The organism is Oerskovia sp. 140933 (genome assembly GCF_059651515.1).
On sequence record NZ_JAMXIO010000015.1, the window covers coordinates 73,249 to 96,493 of the forward strand.

Here is a 23,245-nt window from a genome sequence, read left to right on the forward strand (position 1 = left end):
AGGACCGGGTCGGCCCGCGGCACCATGCTCCGGCACGCCACCCACGGCCCGGGCCCACCGCTGCCGCCCAGGCGACTCCCAGGGTTCGGTCGCACACTGGAACCATGAGCGAACCCGAGGCACGGCTGGTCGTGGTCGACGACGAGCCCAACATCCGTGAGCTGCTGTCCACGTCGCTGCGTTTCGCCGGTTTCGAGGTCTTCGCGGCCGCGGACGGCACGAGCGCGCTCAAGCTCGTGCGCGACGTCGAGCCGGACCTCGTGGTCCTGGACGTCATGCTTCCCGACATGGACGGGTTCACCGTGACGCGCCGCATGCGTGCCACGGGTCAGCACACGCCCGTGCTCTTCCTCACGGCGCGCGACGACACGCAGGACAAGGTCACGGGCCTCACGGTCGGCGGCGACGACTACGTGACCAAGCCCTTCAGCCTCGAGGAGGTCGTGGCTCGCATCCGTGCGGTGCTGCGCCGCACGCACGCGGAGCCCGAGGACACCGCGGTGCTGCGCTTCGCCGACCTCGAGCTCGACGAGGACTCGCACGAGGTGCGGCGCGCGGGCCAGGTCGTGGACCTGTCGCCGACCGAGTTCAAGCTGCTGCGCTACCTCATGCTCAACGCGGGCCGCGTGCTCTCGAAGTCGCAGATCCTCGACCACGTCTGGCAGTACGACTGGGGCGGCGACGCGAACATCGTCGAGTCCTACATCTCCTACCTGCGTCGCAAGATCGACAACCTCACGGTGACCGGTCCCGACGGCACCGAGGAGCCCGTCCAGCCGCTCATCCACACCAAGCGCGGCGTCGGGTACCTGCTGCGCACGCCCCCGGAGTCGGGGAGCGCCCGCAGGTCATGAGCACGTCTCCGCCCTCGTCGCCCGGCAGCGCGCCCGGGTCGCCGGGCTCCTCGGGCGCGCTGCCGCCGGTCCCCCCGCCCCCCGGCCCGACGACGTCACGCCCCTCCTCGACGCCCCTCACCCAGGGTGCGGCGCGTCCTGGGACCAGGGCCGCGCCGTCGGGCCGCGGCGACGGCCCGAGCGGTGCCGGCCCCAGCGGTGCCGACCCGAGCGGTGCCGGTGGGCCCAGCCCTGCCGCGCACGACGCGCCGACCGTCCCCTCGCCCGACGAGCCCCGGCCCTACGGCAGGCCCGTCCCCACCGAGAACTGGGGCTGGTTCGCCCGGGTGCCTCTGCGCGCGCGGCTCGTCGCGATCATCGCGCTGCTGCTCGCCGCGGGCCTGGGCATCACGGCTCTCGCGACGACGACCGTGGTCGCGCAGTACCTCGTGGGGCAGGTCGACCAGCAGCTCCAGCGGACCTCGGAGAACGTCGCGAACAACCCTCTGAGCCAGTTCAGCCAGGGCGAGGGCGCCCTGCCCAGCGACTACTACATCGTCTACCGCCTCTCGTCCGGCGTGAGCAGTCCGCTGTACGACACGGACACCGTCGAGCGTTTCGGGGCGCCCGACATCCCGGCGATGTCGACCGAGGAGGTCCAGCGCATCGTCGGCGAGCCGTTCACCGTCGGCCCGAAGTCGATCGGGTTCATCGTCCCGACGGACCCGACGCAGTGGCGGGTCATGCCGCTCATCAAGGGCGACGGTTCGACCGCCTTCGTCGCGCTCCCGCTCAGCGGCATCCACGAGACCGTCAAGGTGCTCGGCAGGACGCTCGCGGTCAGTGCCCTGGGGATCGCGCTGATCGGTGGCGCGGTCGCGTACCTCGCGGTCAAGCGTGCGCTGCGCCCGCTGCGCGAGATCGAGGAGGCCGCCGCGGACATCGCCGGTGGCGACCTGACACGCCGCGTGCGGCCCGCCCCGCCGAGCACCGAGGTCGGCTCGCTCGCGGAGTCGCTCAACACCATGCTCAACCACATCGAGCGGGCCTTCGCGGCCTCGGAGGCCTCGGAGGCGCGGATGCGGCGCTTCGTGTCGGACGCCAGCCACGAGCTGCGCACCCCGCTCGCGACGGTGCGCGGCTACGGCGAGCTGTACCGGATGGGAGCCCTCACGACGTCCGAGCAGATGGACGACACCATGCGGCGCATCGAGGACTCCGCGACGCGCATGGGCACGCTCGTCAACGACCTGCTCGCGCTCGCCCGGCTCGACGAGGGCCGTCCGATCCGGCGCGACCCCGTGAACCTGGCGGCGCTCGCACGCGACTCCGCAGGCGACCTCCACGCGCTCGACCCGACGCGCGAGGTGCGGATCGTGGGGTTGGGCGGGGCGGCCGACGACGCGCCCAGGGACCTCACCGTGATCGGTGACGAGGACCGCCTGCGGCAGGTGCTCGCCAACCTCATCGGCAACGTCTCGCAGCACACCCCCGACGGGACGCCGGTCGAGATCGCGCTCGGTGTGCAGGCGCCGGAGGGCGGCGGTCCCGCGCCCGTCGCGGTCCTCGAGGTCCGTGACCACGGCCCCGGCATCACGCCCGAGCAGGCGGCCCACGTGTTCGAGCGGTTCTACCGCGCGGACTCGTCCCGCAACCGCGCCTCGGGGGGCTCCGGCCTGGGCATGGCGATCGTCGCGGCGATCGTCGGCGCGCACCACGGGCACATCTCCGTGGCCCCCACGCAGGGCGGTGGCCTCACGGTTCACGTGGAACTCCCGACACAGGGCTACGATGGCGGGTCGTCGGCGGATCGGACGTAGGCTCGAAGGAGCATCCGTGCTCGTCGACGCACCCTGTACCCGCATCGAAGAAGGCTGATCTCATGGGCGTCACCACCTCTGACGCACCGCAGTGGTTGCTCACCTCCTGGACCCGTAGCTGCAAGGGCGCCGGGGCGACGGCCCCGCTCGAGGAGATCCGCGCCGTGGGCGAGGGACTCCTCGAACGGTGGAACCAGCCGGACCGGCACTTCCACAACCTGCGCCACCTCGCCGACGTGCTCGGACGCGTCGACGAGCTCGCGGAGGAGACGCACGACGCCGACGTGGTCCGCCTCGCGGCCTGGTACCACGGCGCGATCTTCGACGCGGCGCGCAAGGCCGCGTACGCCAACAAGGGCGGCGAGGACGAGAGCGCGAGCGCGGCGCTCGCGTTCGAGCAGCTGTCCGCGCTGGGGGTCCCGGAGAAGGCGTGCCGCCGTGTCGCGTTCCTCGTCAACGCGCTCGTGCGCCACGCGCCGGACCCTGCGGACTTCGACTGCGCGGTGCTGTGCGACGCGGACCTCGCGATGCTCGCGGCCGAGCCCCAGCGGTACAAGGAGTACCTCAAGGACGTGCGCGACGAGTACGCGCACATCCCGCTCGCCGACTACCTGCGCGCGCGCACCGCGATCATCACCAAGCTGCTCGACCGCCGTTCGCTGTTCTCGAGCCCTCTCGGTGCCGCGTGGGAAGAGCCCGCGCGGCAGAACCTGGACGCCGAGCTGCAGCGCCTGCGCAAGGAGCAGAAGAAGCTCGAGGCGTCGGCCCCGCCGGCGCTCGTCGCGCCGTCGCCGCACTGAGCAGCCCGGCGCGTGCCGGCGTGTCCCGGTTCGCCACGGGGACGAGCCGTGCACAGGCCCGCGCCCTGAGGCCGCGCGCACAGGTGCTGCGTCTGCCCCTGCCCGACGGCGCCGCTCACCCCTAGCGTCCTGCCCACCCGGTCGCGACCGTCACGCCGGGCGGGGCCCGGACGGAGCCCCTCGGAACCGGAGAGAGGCAGGACGACATGAGCAGGTACGAGGTCGACAGCGCACGGGTCGCGCAGGCGAGCGCGGCGGTCGGAGGGTCCGTGATGGCCATCCGCGCCGAGGTGGGCGCCATGCTGCGCAACCTCCAGGACCTCCAGGCGAGCTGGCAGGGCGGGGCCGCCACGGCGTTCGCCGGGGTCATGGTCGAGTGGCAGGGCGCGCAGGTGCACGTCGAGACCGCGCTCGACTCGATCACGACCGCGCTCGGCTCCGCGGCGCAGACGTACGCCGACGCCGAGGCCCAGGCCGCGCGGCTGTTCCTGCGCTGAGGGTCACGGGCGTCGCGAGCCGGTCCCCGGGGGTGCGGATCCCTGCGGGTCGCTAGGCTCCCCTGCATGCCGCGCCGCCGCCAGTCCGCCGCCCCCCGGGCGGTGCCGTTCGAGGTCGTCGAGGACCTGGACCACGAGCCCGTCACGCCGGGGGGACCGGCGGGACCTGCTGGGGACGGGGAACCCCCGACCAGCAGGGGCGACGACGAGCGTGGTCGCGACGGACAGGACGAGGGCCCGCCCGGGGCGGGGGACCCGCCGTCGGGCAGGAGGACGGTCCGCTGGACGCCGTGGGCGGCCGGCGCCGCCGTCCTCGCCCTCGTGGTCGGCGGGCTCGCGATCGGCGGGAAGATCGAGGAGCGACGCACCGCGGCGCGGCTCGTCGCGAGCAAGGGCGGCGTGCTGCCGTTCACCGGGCCCCCGCGCGAGCTGTGGTCCCTGGACACCGGTGACCACGTCTGGATGCCGTTCGGGGGCATGCTCCTGCGCCGCGACGCCGCCGGCACGAGCGAGACGGTCACCGCCGTCGACGTCCTGACCGGTCAGGAGGTGTGGCAGACGACCGTCGGGCCGCAGGCGTTCTGCGGCCGAGACGTCTACTGGTCGGCCTTCACCCCGGACGAGGGGCCCCTGCTGTGCCTGTCCGGTACCCCGGACGCCATGGTGGTCTCGGTGCTGGGCGCGGACGGGCAGGTCACGGGGAGCCGAGAGCTCGGCGCGGTCGACGAGGCATCGGGGTACGCGGTGGGGCCGGGCAGCACGGTCGTCCACGTCCGCCGCGACGGCCCCGTCGGTCCACCGGTCGGCCCTCTCGAGCTCTACGACGAGAACGGGGACGCCACCTTCGTCGAGGCGCCCGGAGGGCGAGAGGTCGTCGTGACGCTGGAGGACGCGCTCTCGGGGGACGTGCTCTGGGAGAACCGGGTGCCGTTCGTCGCACCGACCCAGGCCTGGGAGTGCCAGGTGCTCGACGACGGGATCGAGGCCGCCCTCATGCTCGACCAGGTGACCTCCCGGACGACGGGCCAGGTCGTCACGGTCGACGGGTGCGGGATCGACGCGGCGTTCGACGCGGACGGGACCCGTCTGGACGACCCCGTCATCCGGGACGACGAGGTCCTTCCGTTGACCCCGGGAACCGTGAGCCGGTTCGATCCCTCGACCATGCGCTCGGTCGTGCTCGACCGCACGGGCTCTGCACTGTGGGAGGTCACCGGGCAGATCCTCCGGCCGTCCGCCTCCGACGGGACGAGCGAGGACACCGTCGTCGTCGGCACCCTGAGCGGCCTGGCGGCGTTCCACCCCGACGGTAGGCAGCTCTGGCAGGTCTCGACGTCCGGCAGCACGCTGCACGTGCACACGAGCGTCGCCATGGTCGTCGACGACGGCGCGAACGGCCTGACCGCGATCGACCCAGCGACGGGCCGCACGCTGTGGACCGTGCCCGGCGAGGACTCGGTCTACCCGTTCGGGGCCGCCACCGACGGTGCCCAGATGGTCGTCCTCTCCCGCACCGCCGACGGGTCCGCCCGGTCCGTCGGGTACGACCTCGCGACCGGCGAGGTGCTGTGGACCGGCACGGACACCCAGGACGTGGGCATGGTCGGCTACCGGGGTGCGCTGCTCCAGCTCTCCGAGAAGCGGGTGAGCAGGGTCGGCTGACCCTGCGCGCCGCGTGCCTCCGGCTCGTGCGCGGCCTCGTCGTCGAACCGGTCGCGGGCGCGTTCGACGTCCTCGCCATACGTCGCGACCCACCCGAGAAGCGCGTCGATCGGTGTCCGGAGCGACTTGCCCAGCGCTGAGATGCGGTACTCGACGGCGACCGGGCGCGAGCGGACCACGACCCGCTCGACGATCCCGTTGCGCTCCAGCCGGCGCAGGGTGGCCGTGAGGGACTTCTGCGTGACGGCGGGGATCGCGCGGCGTAGCTCGTTGAAGCGGGAAGGGCGTTCGCAGAGCTCGTCGAGGACGTGGACCGACCACTTGTCCAGCACCTGGCCGAGCAGGTCCCGGTGCGAAACAGTGATCTCCAGACGGTCGCCGGCATGGCGAGAGGTTTCTGTCACGAGACCTAGTCTCGTTGAAGTGTCCTTCGGCAACCACGTATCACTGGGGTACCACCCCGACCATCGACGAAGGACCACCCATGACCGTCAGTCTCCTCTCCCCTGCCACCCTGGTGGCGGGCACTCCCTATCACCACGTCGCGATCAGCACCGGAACCCGCCAGGTGCACGTCGCCGGGCAGGTCGCCGCGGGCCACGACGGTCGACCGGTCGACCCGGACGACCTCGCCGGGCAGGTCGCGCAAGCGCTCGTGAGCACCGCGAACGGGCTCGAGGCGGCAGGGGCCACGTTCCGCGACGTGGTCCGTCTCACGTTCTACGTCGCCCGCTGGACGCCCGACAGGATGGGCGAGTTCCTGGCCGGCATCGAGACCGTCGCCGCCCGCCTCCAGATCCCGCAGCCCATGCCGCCCTCCTCGCTCATCGGTGTCGAGGCCCTGTTCGAACCTCATGTCCTCGTCGAGGTCGAGGCGACAGCCGTGCTCGACTGAGACGCACGGATCACACACCGCTCTCGCAGCCCCAGGGACCGTCCCGGCCCCTAGAGTGTCGACGTGCCGACTCCCCTCCTGACCGCGAGCGTCACCGTCTGGTGCGCCGCACCCGGTGCGACGGGAGCCGCTGGATGGCTCTCCCGCGACGAGGGGCTGAGGGCAGCCACGTTCCGGCACGAGGAGGACCGCCGGCGCTTCGTCACCGGCCGGGCCCTGGTCCGCGCAGCGCTGGGCGAACGCCTGGGCGTCGACCCGGCCGACGTCACGGTCCGGCTGGGGCGGCGGGACGGCGCCTCCCCTGGCCGGCCGTTCGTCGAGGGGGCACCGTCGTTCTCGATCGCCCACGCGGGCGGCTGGGTGCTGGTCGCGGTCGTCGGGACCGTGACCAGCTCCCGAGGCGTCGCGGGCGACGCCACGAGCGACGGCGACCCGGACCTCGCAGCGGGCGTGGACGTCGGCGTGGACGTCGAGTCCACGGCACCGGCCCGGGACCATCTCCGGGACCTGCTCGACGCCGTCCCCCCGGAAGAGGTCCCGGTCGGTGGCTGGGACGCCGTGACGTTCACGCGGTCGTGGGTGCGCCGCGAGGCCGTGCTCAAGGCGGTCGGCACGGGGCTGCTCGCGCCGCGCGACGACCTGCTCCTGTCCCGGGCGGACCGCCCGGCGGCGGTCGTCCGCAGCGGGGGCGCGCTCCCCGCGCCAGATCGGCTCGCGGTCTCGGACGTGGGCCTGCAGCAGACGCTCCGCGCGACGGGCTCCGTCGTCCGGGGCGGACCCGACGACGGCACCTCGTCCCTCGCCGCCGTCGCGCTCGGGACGGTCACGCTCTGCGCCGGGTCGACGCTCCTCGCACGGCACGGTGCCGGGGCGACCGCCCGGCTCGGCCTCCCCTGAGGCCCGGTGCGCTCGGCGCACCGCCCCCTCAGCGCACCTCGCGGCTCTCGCGCAGGAGCAGCCACAGCAGGAACGGCGCGCCGACCGCCGAGGTCACGACCCCGACCGGCAGGTCCACGGGCAGCGAACGCGCCCCGAGATCCGCCGCGAGGACCACGCACGCCCCCACGAGCCCGGCGCCGAGCGGGGGCGGGCCCTGGGCCGCGAGCGCCAGCCACGCGATCTGGGGCGCGACGAACGCGACGAACGGGACGGGCCCGGCCGCAGCGGTCGCGGCTGCCGCGAGGACCACGGCCAGCCCGATCTGCACCAGCTGGGCGGCCGACCGGCGGACGCCCAGGCCCACGATCACGCGCGAGTCGAAGCGCAGGACCGCGAGCCAGCGGGTCGAGAGCGCGCTGAGCACGACGGCGACCACGACCACGGCAGCGACCGGGCCGACGATCGCGAGGCTCGCCCGGTTGAGGCTCCCGGTCATCCAGACGAGGGCCGCGTTGAGGTCCGGCAGCTCGGCCCGCACCAGGAGCCACGACGTGATCGCCGACGCACCCGCGTTGACCCCGAGCCCCACGAGCACGAGCCGGTACCCCTCGATCCCGCCGCGCCACGCGAGCGCGCAGACGAGCGCGGTCGCGACCAGGCCGCCGAGGACGGCGACGACCGGCAGCCCGGACGCGATCAGGAACCCTCCGACCGCGCCCGTGCCCGTTCCGGCGAGCACGATGGCCGCGACCGCGGCGGCGGTGGCCCCGGCGGTGACGCCCAGGATGTCGGGGCTCGCGAGCGGGTTGCGCGCCACGGACTGCGTGATCGCCCCGGCGGCACCGAGCGCGAAGCCCACGACGAGCGCGGTCAGGGCGCGCGGGGCGCGCAGGCCCAGGACCACGAACCGGTCGCCCGGGTCTCCCGCGCCGAGCAGCGTCCGGACCACGTCGCCCGCGGGCAGCACGTACTCGCCGACCATGATCGAGGCGACGAACAGCCCGAGCACCAGCGCGACGAGCCCCGCGCCGACCAGGACCTGACGACGGCTGCCCGGGTGCCGCCGCAGGGGTGCGAGGGCGCGCTCGAGCCGCCCGGACGGCCCCAGGACGCGGGGGCGCCTCTTCGGGTCGTCGGAGCAGCGCCCCTCCGGCACCTCCTCGGTCGGGGCCGGGAGCCGTTCGCGAGGTGCGTGGTCATGAGCGGTCAAACCTTTCCTCACTGAGGTAGACCTCAGCACAGACTTCACCCGCTCGGAAGACCCCGTCCACGGAACGGACAGATGGCGACAATCTGCCATCTCGATCCCTGCGGTCGAGGCCCCGGGGACGACGAAGGGCCGCCCGGCCAGGTCTCCCTGGCCGGACGGCCCTTCGAGTCGGCTGCGCGGGCTCCTACGAGCCCGGCCGCGCGAGCGGACGGATCAGAAGTCCATGCCGCCCATGCCGCCGTCGCCACCCGGCATCGGCTGGTTCTTCTCCGGCTTGTCCGCGACGACCGCCTCGGTCGTGAGGAACAGCGCGGCGATCGACGCAGCGTTCTGCAGCGCGGAGCGCGTGACCTTGACCGGGTCGTTGACGCCTGCGGCGAGCAGGTCCTCGTAGACGCCGGTCGCGGCGTTCAGGCCGTGGCCCGAGGGGAGGTTGCGGACCTTCTCGGCCACGACGCCACCCTCGAGACCCGCGTTGATCGCGATCTGCTTGAGCGGGGCGTCGATCGCGGCGCGCACGATCTGCGCACCGGTCGCCTCGTCACCGACCAGGTCGGTGATCGCCGAGGTCTCGAACGCCACGGCACCGGCCTGGATGAGGGCCACGCCACCACCGGCGACGATGCCCTCCTCGACGGCAGCCTTCGCGTTGCGGACGGCGTCCTCGATGCGGTGCTTGCGCTCCTTGAGCTCCACCTCGGTCGCGGCACCGGCCTTGATGACCGCGACACCACCGGCGAGCTTGGCGAGGCGCTCCTGGAGCTTCTCGCGGTCGTAGTCGGAGTCCGACTTCTCGATCTCGGAACGGATCTGGTTCACGCGACCCGCGATGAGGTCGGCGTCGCCGGCACCCTCGACGATCGTGGTCTCGTCCTTGGTGACGACGACCTTGCGAGCCTGGCCGAGCAGGTCGAGGGTCGCGGTCTCCAGCTTGAGGCCGACCGTCTCGGAGATGACCTGGCCACCCGTGAGGATCGCGATGTCCTGCAGCATGGCCTTGCGGCGGTCGCCGAAGCCCGGAGCCTTGACGGCGACGGACTTGAACGTGCCACGGATCTTGTTCAGCACGAGGGTGGCCAGGGCCTCGCCCTCGACGTCCTCGGCGATGATGAGGAGGCTGCGGCCGGCCTTCATGACCTGGTCGAGCAGCGGCAGCAGGTCCTTGACGTTCGAGATCTTCGACTCGACGATCAGCACGTACGGGTCCTCGAGGACCGCTTCCTGACGCTCGGGGTCGGTCTCGAAGTAGCGGGCCAGGAAGCCCTTGTCGAAGCGCATGCCCTCGGTGAGCTCGAGCTCGAGGCCGAACGTGTTCGACTCCTCGACGGTGATGACGCCTTCCTTGCCCACCTTGTCGAGGGCCTCGGCGATGAGCTCGCCGATCGCGGGGTCACCGGCCGAGATCGCGGCCGTGGCGGCGATCTCTTCCTTGGTCTCGATCTCCTTGGCGGCGACGAGCAGCTGGGCCGTCACGGCCTCGACAGCCTTCTCGATACCGCGCTTGAGGGCGATCGGGTTGGACCCGGCCGCGACGTTGCGCAGGCCCTCGCGCACGAGCGCCTGGGCGAGCACGGTCGCGGTGGTGGTGCCGTCACCCGCGACGTCGTCGGTCTTCTTGGCGACCTCCTTGACGAGCTCCGCACCGATCTTCTCGTACGGGTCGTCGAGCTCGATCTCCTTGGCGATGCTCACACCATCGTTGGTGATGGTGGGCGCGCCCCACTTCTTGTCGAGGACGACGTTGCGGCCCTTGGGGCCGAGCGTGACCTTCACGGTGTCGGCGAGGACGTTGAGCCCGCGCTCCATCCCGCGACGAGCCTCCTCGTTGAAGGCGATGATCTTTGCCATGGGGATTGATCCTCCGCTGGTGGCGTGTGGCGGTCGGTCGGCGCCCGCGACGGACGGCTCGCGCACACCGGCGTTCATGTCACGCCGACTCGCGGGCCTCACCTGACGACCAGAGAATTCTGTCACTCTCATGACGAGAGTGCTAACGCCATTATTGGCACTCCCCCGGTGCGAGTGCAAGACCGGGCAGCCCCTATCGCCCCCAGCGGAACGACGAGCGTCCGCCTCGCCCTAGGATGCCTAGCGTGAGGTTCGCGACGACGAGGTGGCGGCTGGCGGTGCTGGGGGCGGCGATCGCCCCCGTCGTCGTGCTGGCCACCGCGGGCGCGACCCCCGCCCCGCTCCCGACCGACGCGCAGGTCGACCTCTACCAGGACGGCGTCGCCACGGCCGGCGCCGACTCCCTGCTCCGCCTCCCCCGGGACATGGCGGCCACCTACCTCGACGGGAGCCGGGTCCTCGACCCCGCGGCGCTCGACCCGGCCTGGCTCGCGACCGGCCTCGACCCGGCGGACGGCGAGGTCGACCGGCTGACCGTGGTCGCCGGCTCGACGCTCGCGACCGACCAGCTCCTGGACCCCCGCGCCGCCCGGCGCGCCGCGGACGCGTCGCGTGCCTGGCTCGCAGCGGGAGACGTCCCCGGCGCCGGCACCCGGTTCGCGGACCTCGGGGAGAGCGCCCTGCTCGACATGCACGCGATGACGCTCACGAACGGGGCCTCCCTCGCGGCCGCCTCCCCGCGCTGGCGCTACGTGTGGCCGCGCGACTCCTCGTTCACCGCGGCCGCGTACGCCCGGACGGGGCACGTCGACGACGCCTTGCGCGTGCTCGACTTCCTGCGCTCGGTCCAGGAGCCCGACGGCTCGTTCCACGCACGCTACCTCCCCGACGCGTCCGGGGTCCCGGACGAGCGCGGCCTCCAGTCCGACGGCAACGGGTGGGCCCTGTGGTCCGCGTGGACCGTGATCGACGAGATCGAGGACCCCGGCGAACGCGCCGCGGCGCACGAGCGCCTCGCCCCGCTCGTCGACGCGTCGACCGACTACGTGCTGGGGCTCCTCGACCCGGAGACCGCCCTGCCGCCGCCGTCGAGCGACTACTGGGAGGTCCACCCGACCGAGCTCACGCTCGGCACCGCGGCCCCGCTGCTCGCAGGCCTCGAGGGGGCCCTGTCGATCTACGCCGACGCCGAGCGCTGGGACCGGGCGGCCGACGCGGCCCGCGCAGCGCTCCGGCTGCGGGCCGCGGTCGAGGAACGGTTCGGCCCCCAGGGGTACCCGCGGCACGCGTCCGGCGGGCCGCAGGACGCCGCGACCACGTTCGCCCTGCCACCGTTCCAGCCCACGGCGCTGAGCGGCGCCGACGAGGCGTGGCGATCGTCGGTCATGTCCATGCTGCGCCCTGCGGGCGGCGTCGCCCCCGGAGCCGGGTGGCGCACCGACGGGATCTCCTGGACGCCGCAGACCGCGCTGTTCGCCCTGGCGGGCGCCTCGACGGGAGAGATCGAGGTCGCGGAGAGCTGGCTCGACTGGCTCGACCAGCACCGGACGGCCTCCGGGGCCATCCCGGAGAAGGTCCTCGCGGACGGGTCCCCCGCCGCGGTCGCCCCCCTCACGTGGAGCGCGTCGCTCGTCGTGCTGACGCTGGCCGAGCTCGAGGACCAGCGCGCGGCGGGCGCGACGCTCCCCTGAGCCGCCAGGGCCCGGACCCAGAGGTCAGGGCGCCAACCGTGGCAGGTGAGGCACGTCGAACTCCCGGCGCAGCACGCGCTGCGCCGCGTACCAGCCGCCGAGCCCGTGGACCCCGGGGCCCGGAGGCGTCGAGGCCGAGCACAGGTAGACCCCGTCGAGCCCCGTCGCGTACGGGTCGAGGCGTGCGGTCGGGCGGGCGACCATGCGCCACAGGTTGACGGCCCCGGCCGAGATGTCGCCGCCCACGTAGTTCGCGTTGTGCTCGCTCATGCGCGCGGCGGGCACGCAGCGCGAGGACACGACGACGTCGCGGAAACCGGGCGCGAACCGTTCGACCTGGGCCGTGACGGCCTCGGTGACGTCGACCGTCGAGCCGGCAGGGACGTGCGCGTACGCCCACAGGGGGCGCAGGTCCCCCACCCGGCGCGACGGGTCGACGACGGTCGGGTCGCTCACGAGCACCATGGGACGCTCGGCGTGCCGCCCCTCGGCGACCGCGGCCTCGGCGGCGGCCATCTGGGCCCGCGTGCCACCGACGTGGACGGTTCCCGCCCGCCCGACGTCGGCGTGCTGCCACGGGACGGGCCCGCGCAGGACGAAGTCGACCTTGGCCGCCGCGTTGCCGTACGGGAACGCCGTGAGCGCACGTGCGGCCCGTCCCGTCAGGCGGGACCCGAAGACCTCGACGACCGTGCGCGGGGTCGTGTCGAAGATGATCGCGCGCGCCGGCGGGAGGTCCGACTCCGAACGGACCGGGTGGTCGGTCACGACCTGGCCCCCGTGCGCCTCGAGGTCTGCGACCAGCGCGGTCACGATCGCCCCCGAGCCGCCGCGCGGGACGGGCCAGCCACCCTCGCTGTGCGCGAGGGACGCGAGGAGCATCGCGACCCCGGCCGAGGCGAGCGACGGCATGGGGGCGATGCCGTGCGCCGCGACGCCCGTCAGGAGCGCCGGCGCGACGTCCCCCACGAACCGCCGGTCCCACAGGCCCGTGCCCTGCTCGAGGACCCCGAGGGCGAACCGCGCCGCGGTCGGGACGCCGCGCGGAAGGAGGCCCGTGGGGATGCTGCGCTTGTCGAAGAGGGCCGTCGCGACCGCGTGCCCGGGGTTCCGGGACAGCGAGCCGACGAGCGAGCGCCACGCGGCGCCGTCGGGCCCCAGCCCGTCGACCGTCCGGTCGAGGTCCCGGTACGCGACCCCCGCCCGGCCCCCCGGCAGCGGCTGGGCGTACGAGACCTCCGGGACGAGCAGCTCGACCCCGCGCGAGGGCAGGTCGAACGCCTGGAAGAACGGCGAGGCCCACGCCATGGGGTGCACGGCCGAGCAGATGTCGTGGACCATGCCCTCGGCCAGCCCCAGCTCGAGCGTGCGGGACCCGCCACCGACCGTGGGCTGCGCCTCCAGGACGCGCACGGACAGCCCCGCCCGAGCGCACGTGACCGCCGCGGCGAGCCCGTTGGGCCCGGAACCGACGACGACGACGTCCACCTCGGCCAGGTGACGAGCTGGGGTCACGGCACTCAGAGCGCGCGCACCTGCTCGGCCTGCGGGCCCTTCTGGCCCTGCCCCTGCTCGTACTCGACCTGCTGGCCCTCGTCGAGGGACCGGTAGCCGTCGCTCTGGATCGAGCTGTAGTGGACGAACAGGTCCGGACCGCCGGCGGCCGGGGTGATGAACCCGAAGCCCTTCTCGGCGTTGAACCACTTCACGGTGCCCTGAGCCATCTGCGTCTCCTCGCGGGGTGCGGACCTGCGTACGGACCTCGGGACACCAGCGTCCCGGGGTGCGTCCGAGCCTAGTGGCAGGGCTCACGCGCCGAAAGCGCGCCCGACGAACCGGCCGGTCGGGCGCAGCCCGTCAGGACGCCGGAGTCAGCTTCTCCTTGACGATGACCATGACGTCGCCCTCGCGAAGAGTCTGCTGCGTGACCTGCTCGGCGGGGATGCCGAGCACGGCAGCGACCGCGAGCGCCGTCTCCCGGCGGTTCTCGACGTACCAGATGGAGTTCGCCGTGACACCCGAGTCGCCGGGGTACGCCTCGAACTCGACGCCCGTGAACCCCTGGGCGTCCAGCGCGGCCTTGCCGACACGGGACTCGCCATCGGGGCCGTCGTCGTTCATGACACGGACGAACGCTGCCTTGTCCGCGGCGGCCAGGAGGGTCGCGACGTCGACGGCCGGCGCGACCGGCTCCTCCGCCGTCCCGTCGTCCGCCGGGGGCTCCTCGGCCGTCCCACCGTCCGCGGGCGGCTCCTCGGCCGCGCCCTCGTCGGCAGGCGGTTCCTCGGCGTCCGTCCCGGCCGGCGTCTCGACCGCAGGCTCCTTGGGTCCTGCCGACGGCGTCCCGGCGAACCCGCCCGAGATCGCCGCGACCCCACCGATCGCGAGACCCGCGAAGATCACCGCGACGAGGAGGAAGGGCCAGGTCTTGCTCCAGCCGCTGCGCGGAGCGCGATAGACCCCCACGGGCGCGCCCTCGGGCGCGGGGACGTCGAACTCGTCAGGCGCGTAGGGGTAATCGCTCTTGCTCACGGCGACAGGTTAGCCCGACTTGGCTCAGCGACTAAATGTCGCCGAGGCGGCGGGCGGACCGCGCACGCTGCCGGGTGGACCGCATGCGGCGCAGGCGCTTGACGAGCATCGGGTCGTGCGCGAGCGCGGCCGGGGAGTCGATCAGGGTGTTGAGCGCCTGGTAGTAGCGGGTCGCCGTCATGTCGAAGAGCTCACGGACCGCCTGCTCCTTGGCCCCGGCGTACTTCCACCACTGCCGCTCGAAGGCCAGGATCTCCTGGTCCCGGGTCGAGAGACCCGGTCCCGTGACCGACGCCTCGTCCGTCCCGGCGGGCGCGACGAGGGGCTCGGTCGCGGCGAACGCTTCGCTCATGGGCAGGTTCCTCACTCGTCGGACGCGTCCGGCCCCTCGACGGGGCCAGGACCTGGACCGCTCCAGCCTACGCGCGAACCACACCCGTGTCATTCACCCGGTCGCGTACCCTCACGGCGTGAACAGCTTCGCGACGCCACCGTCCGCGGGTGCCCTCGAGCAGGTCCCCGACGGCAGCACCCCTCGCCCGCTCGCCGAGATCATGGCCCCCGACTGGGCCGAGGCTCTCGCCCCCGTCGAGCCCCGGCTCCGTGCCGTGGGCGACTTCCTCCGCGCAGAGTCCGCGGCCGGACGCGCCTACCAGCCGGCGCCGTCGGACATCCTGCGTGCCTTCCAGCGACCGCTCGCCGACGTGCGCGTCCTGATCGTCGGTCAGGACCCGTACCCCACGCCCGGGCACGCCATGGGACTGTCCTTCTCCGTCCAGCCGCACGTGCGTCCCGTCCCCCGCTCGCTGCAGAACATCTACGCCGAGATGGCGACCGACCTCGGCACACCCACCCCCGTGCACGGCGACCTGTCCGCGTGGAGCGACCAGGGGGTCATGCTGCTCAACAGGGTCCTGACCGTCGGCGCGGGCGACGCAGGCTCGCACCGCCGCAAGGGCTGGGAGGCCGTCACCGAGGCCGCGATCCGCGCGCTCGTCGACCGCGGAGCGCCCCTCGTCGCGATCCTCTGGGGCCGCGACGCCGCGACGCTCAAGCCCCTGCTGGGCGAGACCCCGGTCGTCGAGAGCGCGCACCCCAGCCCCCTGTCCGCGCGCCGCGGGTTCTTCGGGTCGCGCCCGTTCTCGCGCGTCAACGAGCTCCTCGTGGCCCAGGGAGCGACGCCCGTCGACTGGACGCTGCCCACGGCCTGACCCTCGCGCGGCCACCCGGCCGCCCGGGCCCCGCGACGCCGTCGGGCAGGAATCTCCCGGGACGGACGGCGCCCGGTGGCGGACAATGGACCCGTGACCACCTCGCAGCCGGACACGCAGCCGGACACGCCACCGGAAGAGAACGCGCCCCGCTGGGGCAGCTACGTCGCGATCGGCGACTCCTTCACGGAAGGGCTCTGGGACCCCTACCCGAACGACCCCGACCGCCAGCGCGGCTGGGCCGACCTCCTGGCCGGGCACCTGTCGACCCGCCGCACGGCCGCGGGCGAGGCCCCGCTCGAGTACGCCAACCTCGCGATCCGCGGGCGGCTCCTGCGCTCGATCCTCGCCGAGCAGGTCTCCGCGGCGCTCGCGCTCGAGCCCGACCTGGTGAGCCTCATCGGGGGCGGCAACGACATCCTGCGCCCCGCGGCCGACATCGACCGCCTCGCCCGCAACCTGGACCACGCGGTCGGGAGGCTGCGCGCCGAGGGCATCGACGTGCTGCTCGGCACGGGCTTCGACACGTCCGGCTCGCCGCTCGTGGGGCTCACGCGCGGGCGCGTCGGGGTCTACAACGCGCACATCTGGTCGATCGCGCGCCGCCACGGCGCGCACGTCCTGGACCTGTGGGGCATGGCGTCGCTGCACGACTGGCGCATGTGGTCGTCGGACCGCATCCACCTCACGCCCGACGGGCACCGGCGGGTCGCCCAGGCGGCGCTCGTGGGCCTGGGGCAGGTGCCCGACGACGCCACGTGGGACGACCCGCTGGCTCCCCTCCCGCCCGTCCCGGCCCTCGACCGGGCCCGGCAGAACGCCGAGTGGGTGCGCGTGCACGTCTACCCGTGGGCGACGCGGCGGCTCCGTGGCCGGTCCTCGGGCGACCTGCGCGTCCCCAAGGCGCCGGCCCTCACCCCCGTGCAGTCGGACCTCGGGACCGACTGACACGGGTGGTGCTCCGGCTCGCTCACTTCACGACCATGGACTCCGTCTCGCGGCGGTCCCCGCTCAGGTACCCGGCGAAGTCGACCTCGCGGTCCCCGATCCGGTAGGCGAACCGCCCGGTCCTCTCGATGCGTGGCCGCGCCACGAGGAAGTCCCGCAGCCGCTCGCGCTCGTCGGCGTCGAGCCAGGCGATGGGGTCGGAGGTGGACCTGAACCCGGTGATCAGGGCCAGGTCGACGAGCGCCTGGCCGGCGTTCTCGTCGAGGAGCGTGCGGCGCGAGCGGAAGTACACGACGTCCGGGTCGACGTCGTACCAGTCCTTCATCCACGTCCGCGCGACGGAGCTGGCGAGGCTGTTGAGCGCGCCGGGGCCGCTGGGGTCGCGCCGGCGCTCGGAGTTGTCCCAGTACGGGGCGACGTCGGGCCCCACCCGCACCCCGTCGAAGAGCCCCACGGAGGCCAGCATCGGGACACCGCACCCCAGGAGGTAGGTGTCGGGCCCGACCGCGTCCCGGACGAGCTCGACCGCGGCGCGGTAGACCTCCTCGCGGTGGCCGCCGCCCGAGCGGACACCGGGGAGCGCGCCGGCGTACATGAAGTCGAGCTTGAAGTAGGCGAAGCCCATCCCGGTCAGACGGGTGAAGAGCGCCCGCAGGTGGTCCTGGACGTCGGGCCGGGTCGTGTCCAGGGCGTAGTAGTGCGTGCCCCAGTTGTACCCCGCGACCAGCGGCCCACCGTCGGCGTCCTGCACGAGCCACTCGGGGTGGTCGCGGGCCGTGTCGGACTGCGGCAGGCAGATGAACGGGGCCAGCCACAGGCCCGGACGGGCGCCGACGCCGGTGATGCGCGCGACGAGCCGCTCCAGCCCGGACGGGAACCCCGGCCCCTCCGTCCAGTCGCCGACGACCTTCTCCCACCCGTCGTCGACCTGGACGACGTCGAACGGGTACCCCGCGAGGTCGTCGATCGCCTCCCCCAGGGAGACCTCGTCGATGTTCTCGAAGAACGAGTACCAGGACGACCACACCGGGCCGACGGAGCCCGTCGCGCGCCCCAGCCGGGACGCGACCAGCCCCGCGTACTGCGCGAACACGACGGTCTCGTCGCCGATCGCGAGGTACCACTCGGTCCCCGTGGACTCGCCCGTCCCCCACATGCGTCCGTCGTCGGCGCCGACGAGCGACGTCCCCAGGTCGAGCGCGCCCAGGAGCAGGACCTGCCCCGCGCCCGCGTCGAGGGCCCCGAGGACGCTCCCCTGGTGGCGGGTGGGGTCGTCGACCGCGGCGTCGTCCGCGGTCAGGAGCCGCTCGGGGTTGTCGTAGATGCGCAGAGGCTCGTCGGACAAGGATCGCCACCCGGTGGGCGACCAGGAGTTCCAGCCGTTGCGGTAGAAGCTCGTGGCCCCGAAGGGGTGCTCGATGCTGAGGTTCGCCCCGCGCAGCAGGAACCCGCCGGCGCTCTCCTCCGGTCGGCTGCTCGAGCGGACGGTGAGGGGGCCGTCAGCGGTGTGGATCGTGTGGGTGTGCGTCACGGTCGTCGGTCTCCGGTCTGGGATGCGGGTGGTGCCGCGGTGTCGACCACGGCACCACCCGCGTGGTGCGGCTAGTCGAACAAGTTGTTGATGCGGCCGTTCAGGGTCGCCAGCGCGGTGGCGGGGTCGACCTTGCGCTGCTGGATGTCGTCGATGACGGCCTGCGCCTCGGACTGGATCTCGTTGGCGTGCAGCGTGATGGGGTAGTACGCGACGCCGTCGGGGTCCTGGGCCTGGTCCAGGAACGCCGAGACGTCGACGCCCTGCTCCGCCCGGACCTCTGCGGACCGCTGGGCCGCCTCGGTGATGGCGGGGAAGACGACCCCGGTCTCGGCCACGAGGTCCTGGCACTCGGACGAGCCGATGAACTTGACGAGCTCCCAGGCCTCGTCGGGGTGCTCGGTCCCCGCGATGATCGACGGCGCGAGGCCGTTGATGATGGTCTTGCGCCCCTCAGGCCCCACGGGCAGCGGCGCGAACGCGAAGTCCTGCTCGCTCGCACCCGCCCACGTGCCGATGCGCCAGGACCCGTCGGAGATCATCGCCGCCTTGTTCTGCAGGAGCTGCGGCTCCAGCCCGAGCTGGCCGGCGTTCTCGAACGGGACCATGTAGCCCGCCTCGATCTGCTGCTGCCACCAGGTCAACGTCTCGGCGAGCCGCGGGTCGTCGAGCTGGTACTCGGTGCCGAACGGGTTCTCGTCGAGGTACTCGAAGCCCGTGGAGAGCGCGCTCCACGACCACTGCGTCTGCCCGACGACGCCTCCGCCGGTCTCCAGACCCCACCCGTAGGTCTGGACGGCGTCCTTGTCGAAGCCGGGCTCGTCGCCGCGCACGCCGTTCTTGTCGATCGTGAGCCGCGCGATGAGGCTGCCGAAGGTCCCGCCGTCCGTCGGGTTCCACGTCAGCTCGTCGAGCGCCGCGGGGTCGACCCCCGCCTCCTGGAGGTCGGCGGTGTTGTAGACGAGGCCGATCGTGTCCCAGTCCTGCGGCAGCCCGTACCGGGCGCCGTCCTTGACCCACAGGTCCGCGAGCCCCGCGGTGTACCGGTCGAGGTCGATCCCGTCCTTCTCGACGTAGGGCTGCAGGTCGAGGAGCTGCCCGTTCGCCGCGAGCTCCGGGTAGTACTGGACGTGGTCGGTGATCACGTCGGGCGCGGTCCCCGAGACGATGCCGGTGGTGATCGTCTTCCAGTAGTCGTCCCAGCCCTGCTGGTTGATCTCGACCTCGATGCCCGACGCCGCGGTGAAGGCGTCGGTGCACTGCTGGTAGGCGGGGAGCTGGTTCGGGTCCCACAGCGAGTACGTCAGGGTGACGTCGCCGCCGTCCCCGCCGCCGCTGCCGGATCCCGCGGAGCAGGCCCCGAGGGCGATGGTCGACGCAGCGATCAGCGCCACTGTGCGCAGATGCCGAGTGTTCATGGGAGTGCCTTTCAGGTGACGGCCCGCTCAGGCGCGGGACCGGTGGGGGTGGCGACTACTTGACGCCGGAGAAGCCCAGCGAGTCGACGATCTTGCGACCGAAGACGATCAGGAGCAGGAGCATCGGGACGACCTGCAGGGAGGCGGCAGCCATCAGACCCGACCAGTCCGGCGACGTCGAGGGCGAGGACTGGGCGAACGTCGCGACCGCGACGTTGAGGAGCCGCACGCTCGGGTCCCGCCCCACGAGCTGCGGCCACAGGTACTCGTTCCAGGCCGTGACTGCCTGGATGATCGCCAGCGTCGCCATCGGTCCGGACGCCATCGGCAGGATGATCCGCGTCAGCACCCGGAACCTTCCGGCGCCGTCCAGCAGCGCCGCCTCCTCGATCTCCCGGGGGATGCCGAGGAAGAACTGGCGCAGGAAGAAGATGGCGAACGGTGTCATCAGCAGGTACGGCGCCACCAGGCCCGCGAACGTGTCGATCCACCCGAGGTTCCGCATGAGGACGAAGTTCGGCAGCACGGCGAAGATGGGCGGGACCATCATCCCGGCGAGGAAGACCGTGAAGATCACGTCTCGCCCCGTGAACCGCAGCCGGGAGAACGCGTACGCCGCCAGCGCGCTGAAGCCCACCTGGCAGGTCACGACGACCCCGGTGAAGACCAGCGAGTTGCGCAGGTAGAGGAAGAAGTCGACGTTCTGCCCGCTGCCGCCCGCGGCCGCGGCCTCCTCGGGCGTGGCGAGCCCCAGCACCCGGCTGAAGTTGATCGCGGTGGGATCGGGTGGGACCAGGGACATGCTGCCGGAGAAGATGTCGCTGTTCGCCGTGAAGGCCGTCCGCAGCATCCACAGGAACGGGAAGACGGTGATGACCAGGAGGACGATCAGCGCCGTCCACGACAGCGCCGTGCTCGGGGTGAGCCGTCTGCGCGGTCGACGCCTCACGAGGGTTCCGCGGGCGGCAGGTGGGGTCGAGGAGGACATCAGTTACCGTCCGATTCCGTCGCGCGCAGAGCTCGGAGCTGCACGAGGCTGAAGGTGAAGATGATCGCGAAGAGCACCACGGCCATCGCGGCCCCGTAGCCCATGTCGAACTGCTCGAACGCCTTCTGGTAGATGTAGTAGTAGATGACGCGGGTGGAGTTGCCCGGGCCGCCGGAGGTCGCGACCGCGACGGTGTCGAAGATCTGGAACGAGCCGATCATCGACACCACGAGGACCAGCGCGGTGATGGGCCGCAGCAGCGGCAGCGTGACGGACCGGAAGGTCCGCAGGTACGAGGCCCCGTCGAGGGCGGCGGCCTCGTAGACGGACGGCGAGATCGTCTGGATCCCCGCGTAGAACAGCAGGGCCGTGTAGCCCATGTTGCGCCAGGTGTTGACCAGCGCGACGGTGACGATCGCCAGGTCCGAGCTGCCGTAGAAGCTCTGCGTGCGGGCACCGACGAACTCCAGGACGTGGTTCACGAACCCGACGTTGGGGTCGAGCATGAACAGCGTCACGATCGCGATCGTGACGTTCGGGATCAGCCAGGGGAGCAGGATCGCGCTGCGTGCCGCGAGCCCGATGCTCAGCCGCTGCATCAGGAGCGCGATCGTGAGCCCCAGGGCCATCTGGGTCGTGATGTTCACGACCACGTAGACGGCGGTGACGCGCAGCGCGTTCCAGAAGAGCGGGTCCTGGAAGAGGTCGGCGTAGTTGTCCAGGCCGACCCACCTGGCCTCGGTGAGCAGGTTCCAGTCGGTGAGGCTGATGCCGACCCCTCGGATCATCGGCCAGGCATGAAGACCACGAAGCCGACCACGGCCGGTAGCAGGTACAGCGCGGCTGTCGGGCCGTCGGAGCTGCGCCGGCGCCGACGACCCGGGGGTCGGTCGCGGCGCTCGGGGGCGCGCCGGGCGTCCGGCGGGCGCACCGTCACGGTGGTGTTCGTCATCGAAGCCAGCCCATCAGGAGAAGGAACTTATTTATGCAAGTTGGAAATGTAATGCCGATGCAGTAGCCTGTCAACTGCCATGGACACCGCATCCTCAGCCCGCACCGGCGACCGCTCCTACCTGCGACGACGCAACTCGATGGCCGTCCTCGAGCAGATCTGGGACACGCCCGCGACCGTCGCCGAGCTGGCGCGCGCGACGAGCCTGTCGCGCACCGCAGCCGAGGCCGTCCTGGCCGACCTCCTCGCCGCCGGATGGGTGCGCGCCGGCGGCCCCCGCAGCGACCGGGCCGGGACCGTCGGCCGACCCGCGGCCTTCTACTCCCTGGCCCCCGAGGGCGGATACCTCGCGGGTGTGGACATCGGCGCCCACCACGTCTCGGGGGCGATCGCCCGCATCGACGGCGAACGCCTCGCGACCGTCCACCTGCCCGCCGACGAGGACACCCCCGCCGAGGATCGTCTGCAGGCCGCGGCGGAGGCGCTGACGGCCGCCCTCGACGAGGCCGGCGTCAGCGCCGACGCCCTGTGGGCCGTCACCGTCGGGACCCCTGGCGTCATCGACGACGGCAAGGTGATCCACTTCGGTGGTCAGGGCATGCCGGGCTGGGTGGGCACGGACGTCGCCCGAGCGTTCGACGACGTCACCGCTGCCCCCGTCTTCGTCGAGGGCGACAGCGCCCTCGGCGCGCTCGCCGAGATGGCGCACGGCGCCGCCAAGGACGTCGAGGACTTCGTCTACATCCTCAGCGGCGTGCGCACCGGCGCGGCGATCGTCGCGCACGGGGAGCTCCATCGCGGACACCGCGGCGGGGCGGGTCTCGTCGGCGAGCTTCCCGCGGTGCGGTGGCGCGAGCTGGAGCACGAGCTCTACGGCGCTCCGGACCTCCCGGCCCCTCGGCCGACCCGCCAGGAGATCTTCGCGCGAGCCGACGCAGGAGATCCACAGGCCATGGCCGCGGTCGCCGACTTCGGCCGCACGCTCGCGGTCGGGTCGGCCGTCATGGTCCTCGCGGTCGACCCTGCGGTCCTGGTGCTCGGCGGCCCCAACGCCCAGCACGCGCACCTGTTCCTCGACCAGTTCACCCAGGTCCTGACGGACCTGTGCCCGCTGCCACCGACGGTCGAGGTCTCCACGCTCGGCCCCGACGCCGTCCTGGCCGGGACGATCAGCCGAGGGATCGCGTCCCTGCGTCGCGGCCTGTGGCAGGCCGTGGAGTCGCAGCCCGCGTTCCCGCCCTCGACCCCGACGCCCGGCGCGCTCGCCCTCTAGGAGGGCGCGCCGCGAGCAGCAGGGTCCACGAACGCCGACAGGCCAGGTCCACGGAAGGACCTGGCCTGCTGGGACGGAGCCGCCTGTCGGGTTCGAACCGACGACCTTTCGCTTACAAGGCGAGTGCTCTACCAGCTGAGCTAAGGCGGCGTGCCACCCGGAGGGCGGCGGCACCGTGAGGTGCGCGAACAGCCTACCCGGTGCCGAGCAGGCGGTTGACGTCCGCCGAGCAGGCGGTCGTGGTCCGTCCCGGGCCG

General features: G+C 72.9%; 23 protein-coding genes and 1 tRNA gene. 11 read left to right on the forward strand and 13 right to left on the reverse strand.

The genetic code is table 11. The features are described from left to right. The first annotated feature begins 104 nt into the window (after positions 1–104). From NHG27_RS09985 to NHG27_RS10005, 5 genes are all read left to right on the forward strand, one after another. Positions 105–854: a response regulator transcription factor gene (locus tag NHG27_RS09985; protein ID WP_056645367.1), complete on the forward strand. Its 750-nt coding sequence runs from the start codon at positions 105–107 to the stop codon at positions 852–854. Continuing rightward, positions 851–2,653, forward strand: coding sequence for a sensor histidine kinase (locus NHG27_RS09990; protein ID WP_497016195.1), 1,803 nt, complete (start codon positions 851–853; stop codon positions 2,651–2,653). The genes NHG27_RS09985 and NHG27_RS09990 overlap by 4 nt, the downstream gene beginning before the upstream one ends. Before the next feature lie 62 nt (positions 2,654–2,715). Continuing rightward, positions 2,716–3,453: an HD domain-containing protein gene (locus NHG27_RS09995; RefSeq protein ID WP_193718586.1), complete on the forward strand. Its 738-nt coding sequence runs from the start codon at positions 2,716–2,718 to the stop codon at positions 3,451–3,453. A 206-nt stretch (positions 3,454–3,659) separates the two neighbouring features. After that, the gene (locus NHG27_RS10000; protein WP_497016196.1) at positions 3,660–3,950 is read left to right on the forward strand and encodes a WXG100 family type VII secretion target; all 291 of its coding nucleotides are present in this window, start codon (positions 3,660–3,662) and stop codon (positions 3,948–3,950) included. Positions 3,951–4,016: 66 nt separating this feature from the next. After that, positions 4,017–5,612, forward strand: a complete 1,596-nt coding sequence (locus NHG27_RS10005; protein ID WP_497016197.1) for an outer membrane protein assembly factor BamB family protein — start codon at positions 4,017–4,019, stop codon at positions 5,610–5,612. Here the strand turns inward: NHG27_RS10005 and NHG27_RS10010 are convergent. After that, positions 5,558–6,016: a winged helix-turn-helix transcriptional regulator gene (locus NHG27_RS10010; protein WP_497016198.1), complete on the reverse strand. Its 459-nt coding sequence runs from the start codon at positions 6,014–6,016 to the stop codon at positions 5,558–5,560. The two genes, NHG27_RS10005 and NHG27_RS10010, sit on opposite strands and share 55 nt — an antisense overlap. Positions 6,017–6,096: 80 nt before the next feature. Between NHG27_RS10010 and NHG27_RS10015 the strand changes: the two genes are divergently transcribed. Further along, positions 6,097–6,507, forward strand: coding sequence for a RidA family protein (locus NHG27_RS10015; protein ID WP_497016199.1), 411 nt, complete (start codon positions 6,097–6,099; stop codon positions 6,505–6,507). 63 nt (positions 6,508–6,570) lie between these two features. Continuing rightward, the gene (locus NHG27_RS10020) at positions 6,571–7,404 is read left to right on the forward strand and encodes a 4'-phosphopantetheinyl transferase family protein (RefSeq protein ID WP_497016200.1); all 834 of its coding nucleotides are present in this window, start codon (positions 6,571–6,573) and stop codon (positions 7,402–7,404) included. 28 nt (positions 7,405–7,432) lie between these two features. On the opposite strand, the gene NHG27_RS10025 is transcribed toward NHG27_RS10020, so the two are convergent. Both NHG27_RS10025 and groL read right to left on the reverse strand, forming a co-directional pair. Continuing rightward, positions 7,433–8,596 (reverse strand): FecCD family ABC transporter permease, encoded by a 1,164-nt coding sequence (locus NHG27_RS10025; protein WP_497016201.1) that lies wholly within the window; start codon positions 8,594–8,596, stop codon positions 7,433–7,435. Positions 8,597–8,809: 213 nt separating this feature from the next. Further along, on the reverse strand, positions 8,810–10,444 hold the full coding sequence (groL, locus tag NHG27_RS10030) for a chaperonin GroEL (protein ID WP_193718577.1): 1,635 nt from the start codon (positions 10,442–10,444) through the stop codon (positions 8,810–8,812). Between the two features lie 236 nt (positions 10,445–10,680). On the opposite strand from groL, the gene NHG27_RS10035 reads away from it, so the two are divergent. Beyond that, positions 10,681–12,135: a glycoside hydrolase family 15 gene (locus tag NHG27_RS10035; protein WP_497016202.1), complete on the forward strand. Its 1,455-nt coding sequence runs from the start codon at positions 10,681–10,683 to the stop codon at positions 12,133–12,135. A 24-nt stretch (positions 12,136–12,159) separates the two neighbouring features. Here NHG27_RS10035 and NHG27_RS10040 read toward each other — a convergent pair whose 3' ends face one another. The 4 genes from NHG27_RS10040 to NHG27_RS10055 form a co-directional block, all read right to left on the reverse strand. After that, positions 12,160–13,650 carry a phytoene desaturase family protein gene (locus tag NHG27_RS10040; protein ID WP_497016203.1) on the reverse strand — a complete coding sequence of 497 codons (1,491 nt, stop codon included), beginning with the start codon at positions 13,648–13,650 and terminating at the stop codon, positions 12,160–12,162. 5 nt (positions 13,651–13,655) lie between these two features. After that, on the reverse strand, positions 13,656–13,859 hold the full coding sequence (locus NHG27_RS10045; protein ID WP_193718575.1) for a cold-shock protein: 204 nt from the start codon (positions 13,857–13,859) through the stop codon (positions 13,656–13,658). A 133-nt stretch (positions 13,860–13,992) separates the two neighbouring features. After that, positions 13,993–14,667 (reverse strand): LytR C-terminal domain-containing protein, encoded by a 675-nt coding sequence (locus NHG27_RS10050; RefSeq protein WP_497016204.1) that lies wholly within the window; start codon positions 14,665–14,667, stop codon positions 13,993–13,995. A gap of 31 nt (positions 14,668–14,698) precedes the next feature. Next, positions 14,699–15,019: a DUF3263 domain-containing protein gene (locus NHG27_RS10055; RefSeq protein WP_497016205.1), complete on the reverse strand. Its 321-nt coding sequence runs from the start codon at positions 15,017–15,019 to the stop codon at positions 14,699–14,701. Positions 15,020–15,221: 202 nt separating this feature from the next. On the opposite strand from NHG27_RS10055, the gene NHG27_RS10060 reads away from it, so the two are divergent. Next, positions 15,222–15,878, forward strand: a complete 657-nt coding sequence (locus tag NHG27_RS10060) for a uracil-DNA glycosylase (RefSeq protein WP_227748091.1) — start codon at positions 15,222–15,224, stop codon at positions 15,876–15,878. Between the two features lie 93 nt (positions 15,879–15,971). After that, on the forward strand, positions 15,972–16,826 hold the full coding sequence (locus NHG27_RS10065) for an SGNH/GDSL hydrolase family protein (protein WP_321575248.1): 855 nt from the start codon (positions 15,972–15,974) through the stop codon (positions 16,824–16,826). Between the two features lie 22 nt (positions 16,827–16,848). Here the strand turns inward: NHG27_RS10065 and NHG27_RS10070 are convergent, their stop codons facing one another. The 5 genes from NHG27_RS10070 to NHG27_RS10090 form a co-directional block, all read right to left on the reverse strand. Beyond that, positions 16,849–18,357, reverse strand: coding sequence for a glycoside hydrolase family 36 protein (locus NHG27_RS10070; protein WP_497016206.1), 1,509 nt, complete (start codon positions 18,355–18,357; stop codon positions 16,849–16,851). A 71-nt stretch (positions 18,358–18,428) separates the two neighbouring features. Further along, positions 18,429–19,775, reverse strand: coding sequence for an ABC transporter substrate-binding protein (locus NHG27_RS10075; protein ID WP_497016207.1), 1,347 nt, complete (start codon positions 19,773–19,775; stop codon positions 18,429–18,431). Positions 19,776–19,830: 55 nt separating this feature from the next. After that, positions 19,831–20,724 (reverse strand): carbohydrate ABC transporter permease, encoded by an 894-nt coding sequence (locus tag NHG27_RS10080; RefSeq protein WP_497016208.1) that lies wholly within the window; start codon positions 20,722–20,724, stop codon positions 19,831–19,833. 38 nt (positions 20,725–20,762) lie between these two features. Then, complete coding sequence (locus NHG27_RS10085; protein WP_497016209.1) at positions 20,763–21,551, reverse strand: carbohydrate ABC transporter permease; 789 nt, start codon at positions 21,549–21,551, stop codon at positions 20,763–20,765. Next, complete coding sequence (locus NHG27_RS10090) at positions 21,548–21,715, reverse strand: hypothetical protein (RefSeq protein ID WP_497016210.1); 168 nt, start codon at positions 21,713–21,715, stop codon at positions 21,548–21,550. Before NHG27_RS10090 ends, NHG27_RS10085 begins: the two co-directional genes overlap by 4 nt. A 79-nt stretch (positions 21,716–21,794) precedes the next feature. Here NHG27_RS10090 and NHG27_RS10095 point away from each other — a divergent pair, with 79 nt between their 5' ends. Next, the gene (locus NHG27_RS10095; RefSeq protein WP_497016211.1) at positions 21,795–22,988 is read left to right on the forward strand and encodes an ROK family protein; all 1,194 of its coding nucleotides are present in this window, start codon (positions 21,795–21,797) and stop codon (positions 22,986–22,988) included. A gap of 77 nt (positions 22,989–23,065) precedes the next feature. Here the strand turns inward: NHG27_RS10095 and NHG27_RS10100 are convergent. Continuing rightward, positions 23,066–23,138 (reverse strand) — tRNA-Thr (locus tag NHG27_RS10100). Positions 23,139–23,245 lie beyond the last annotated feature (107 nt).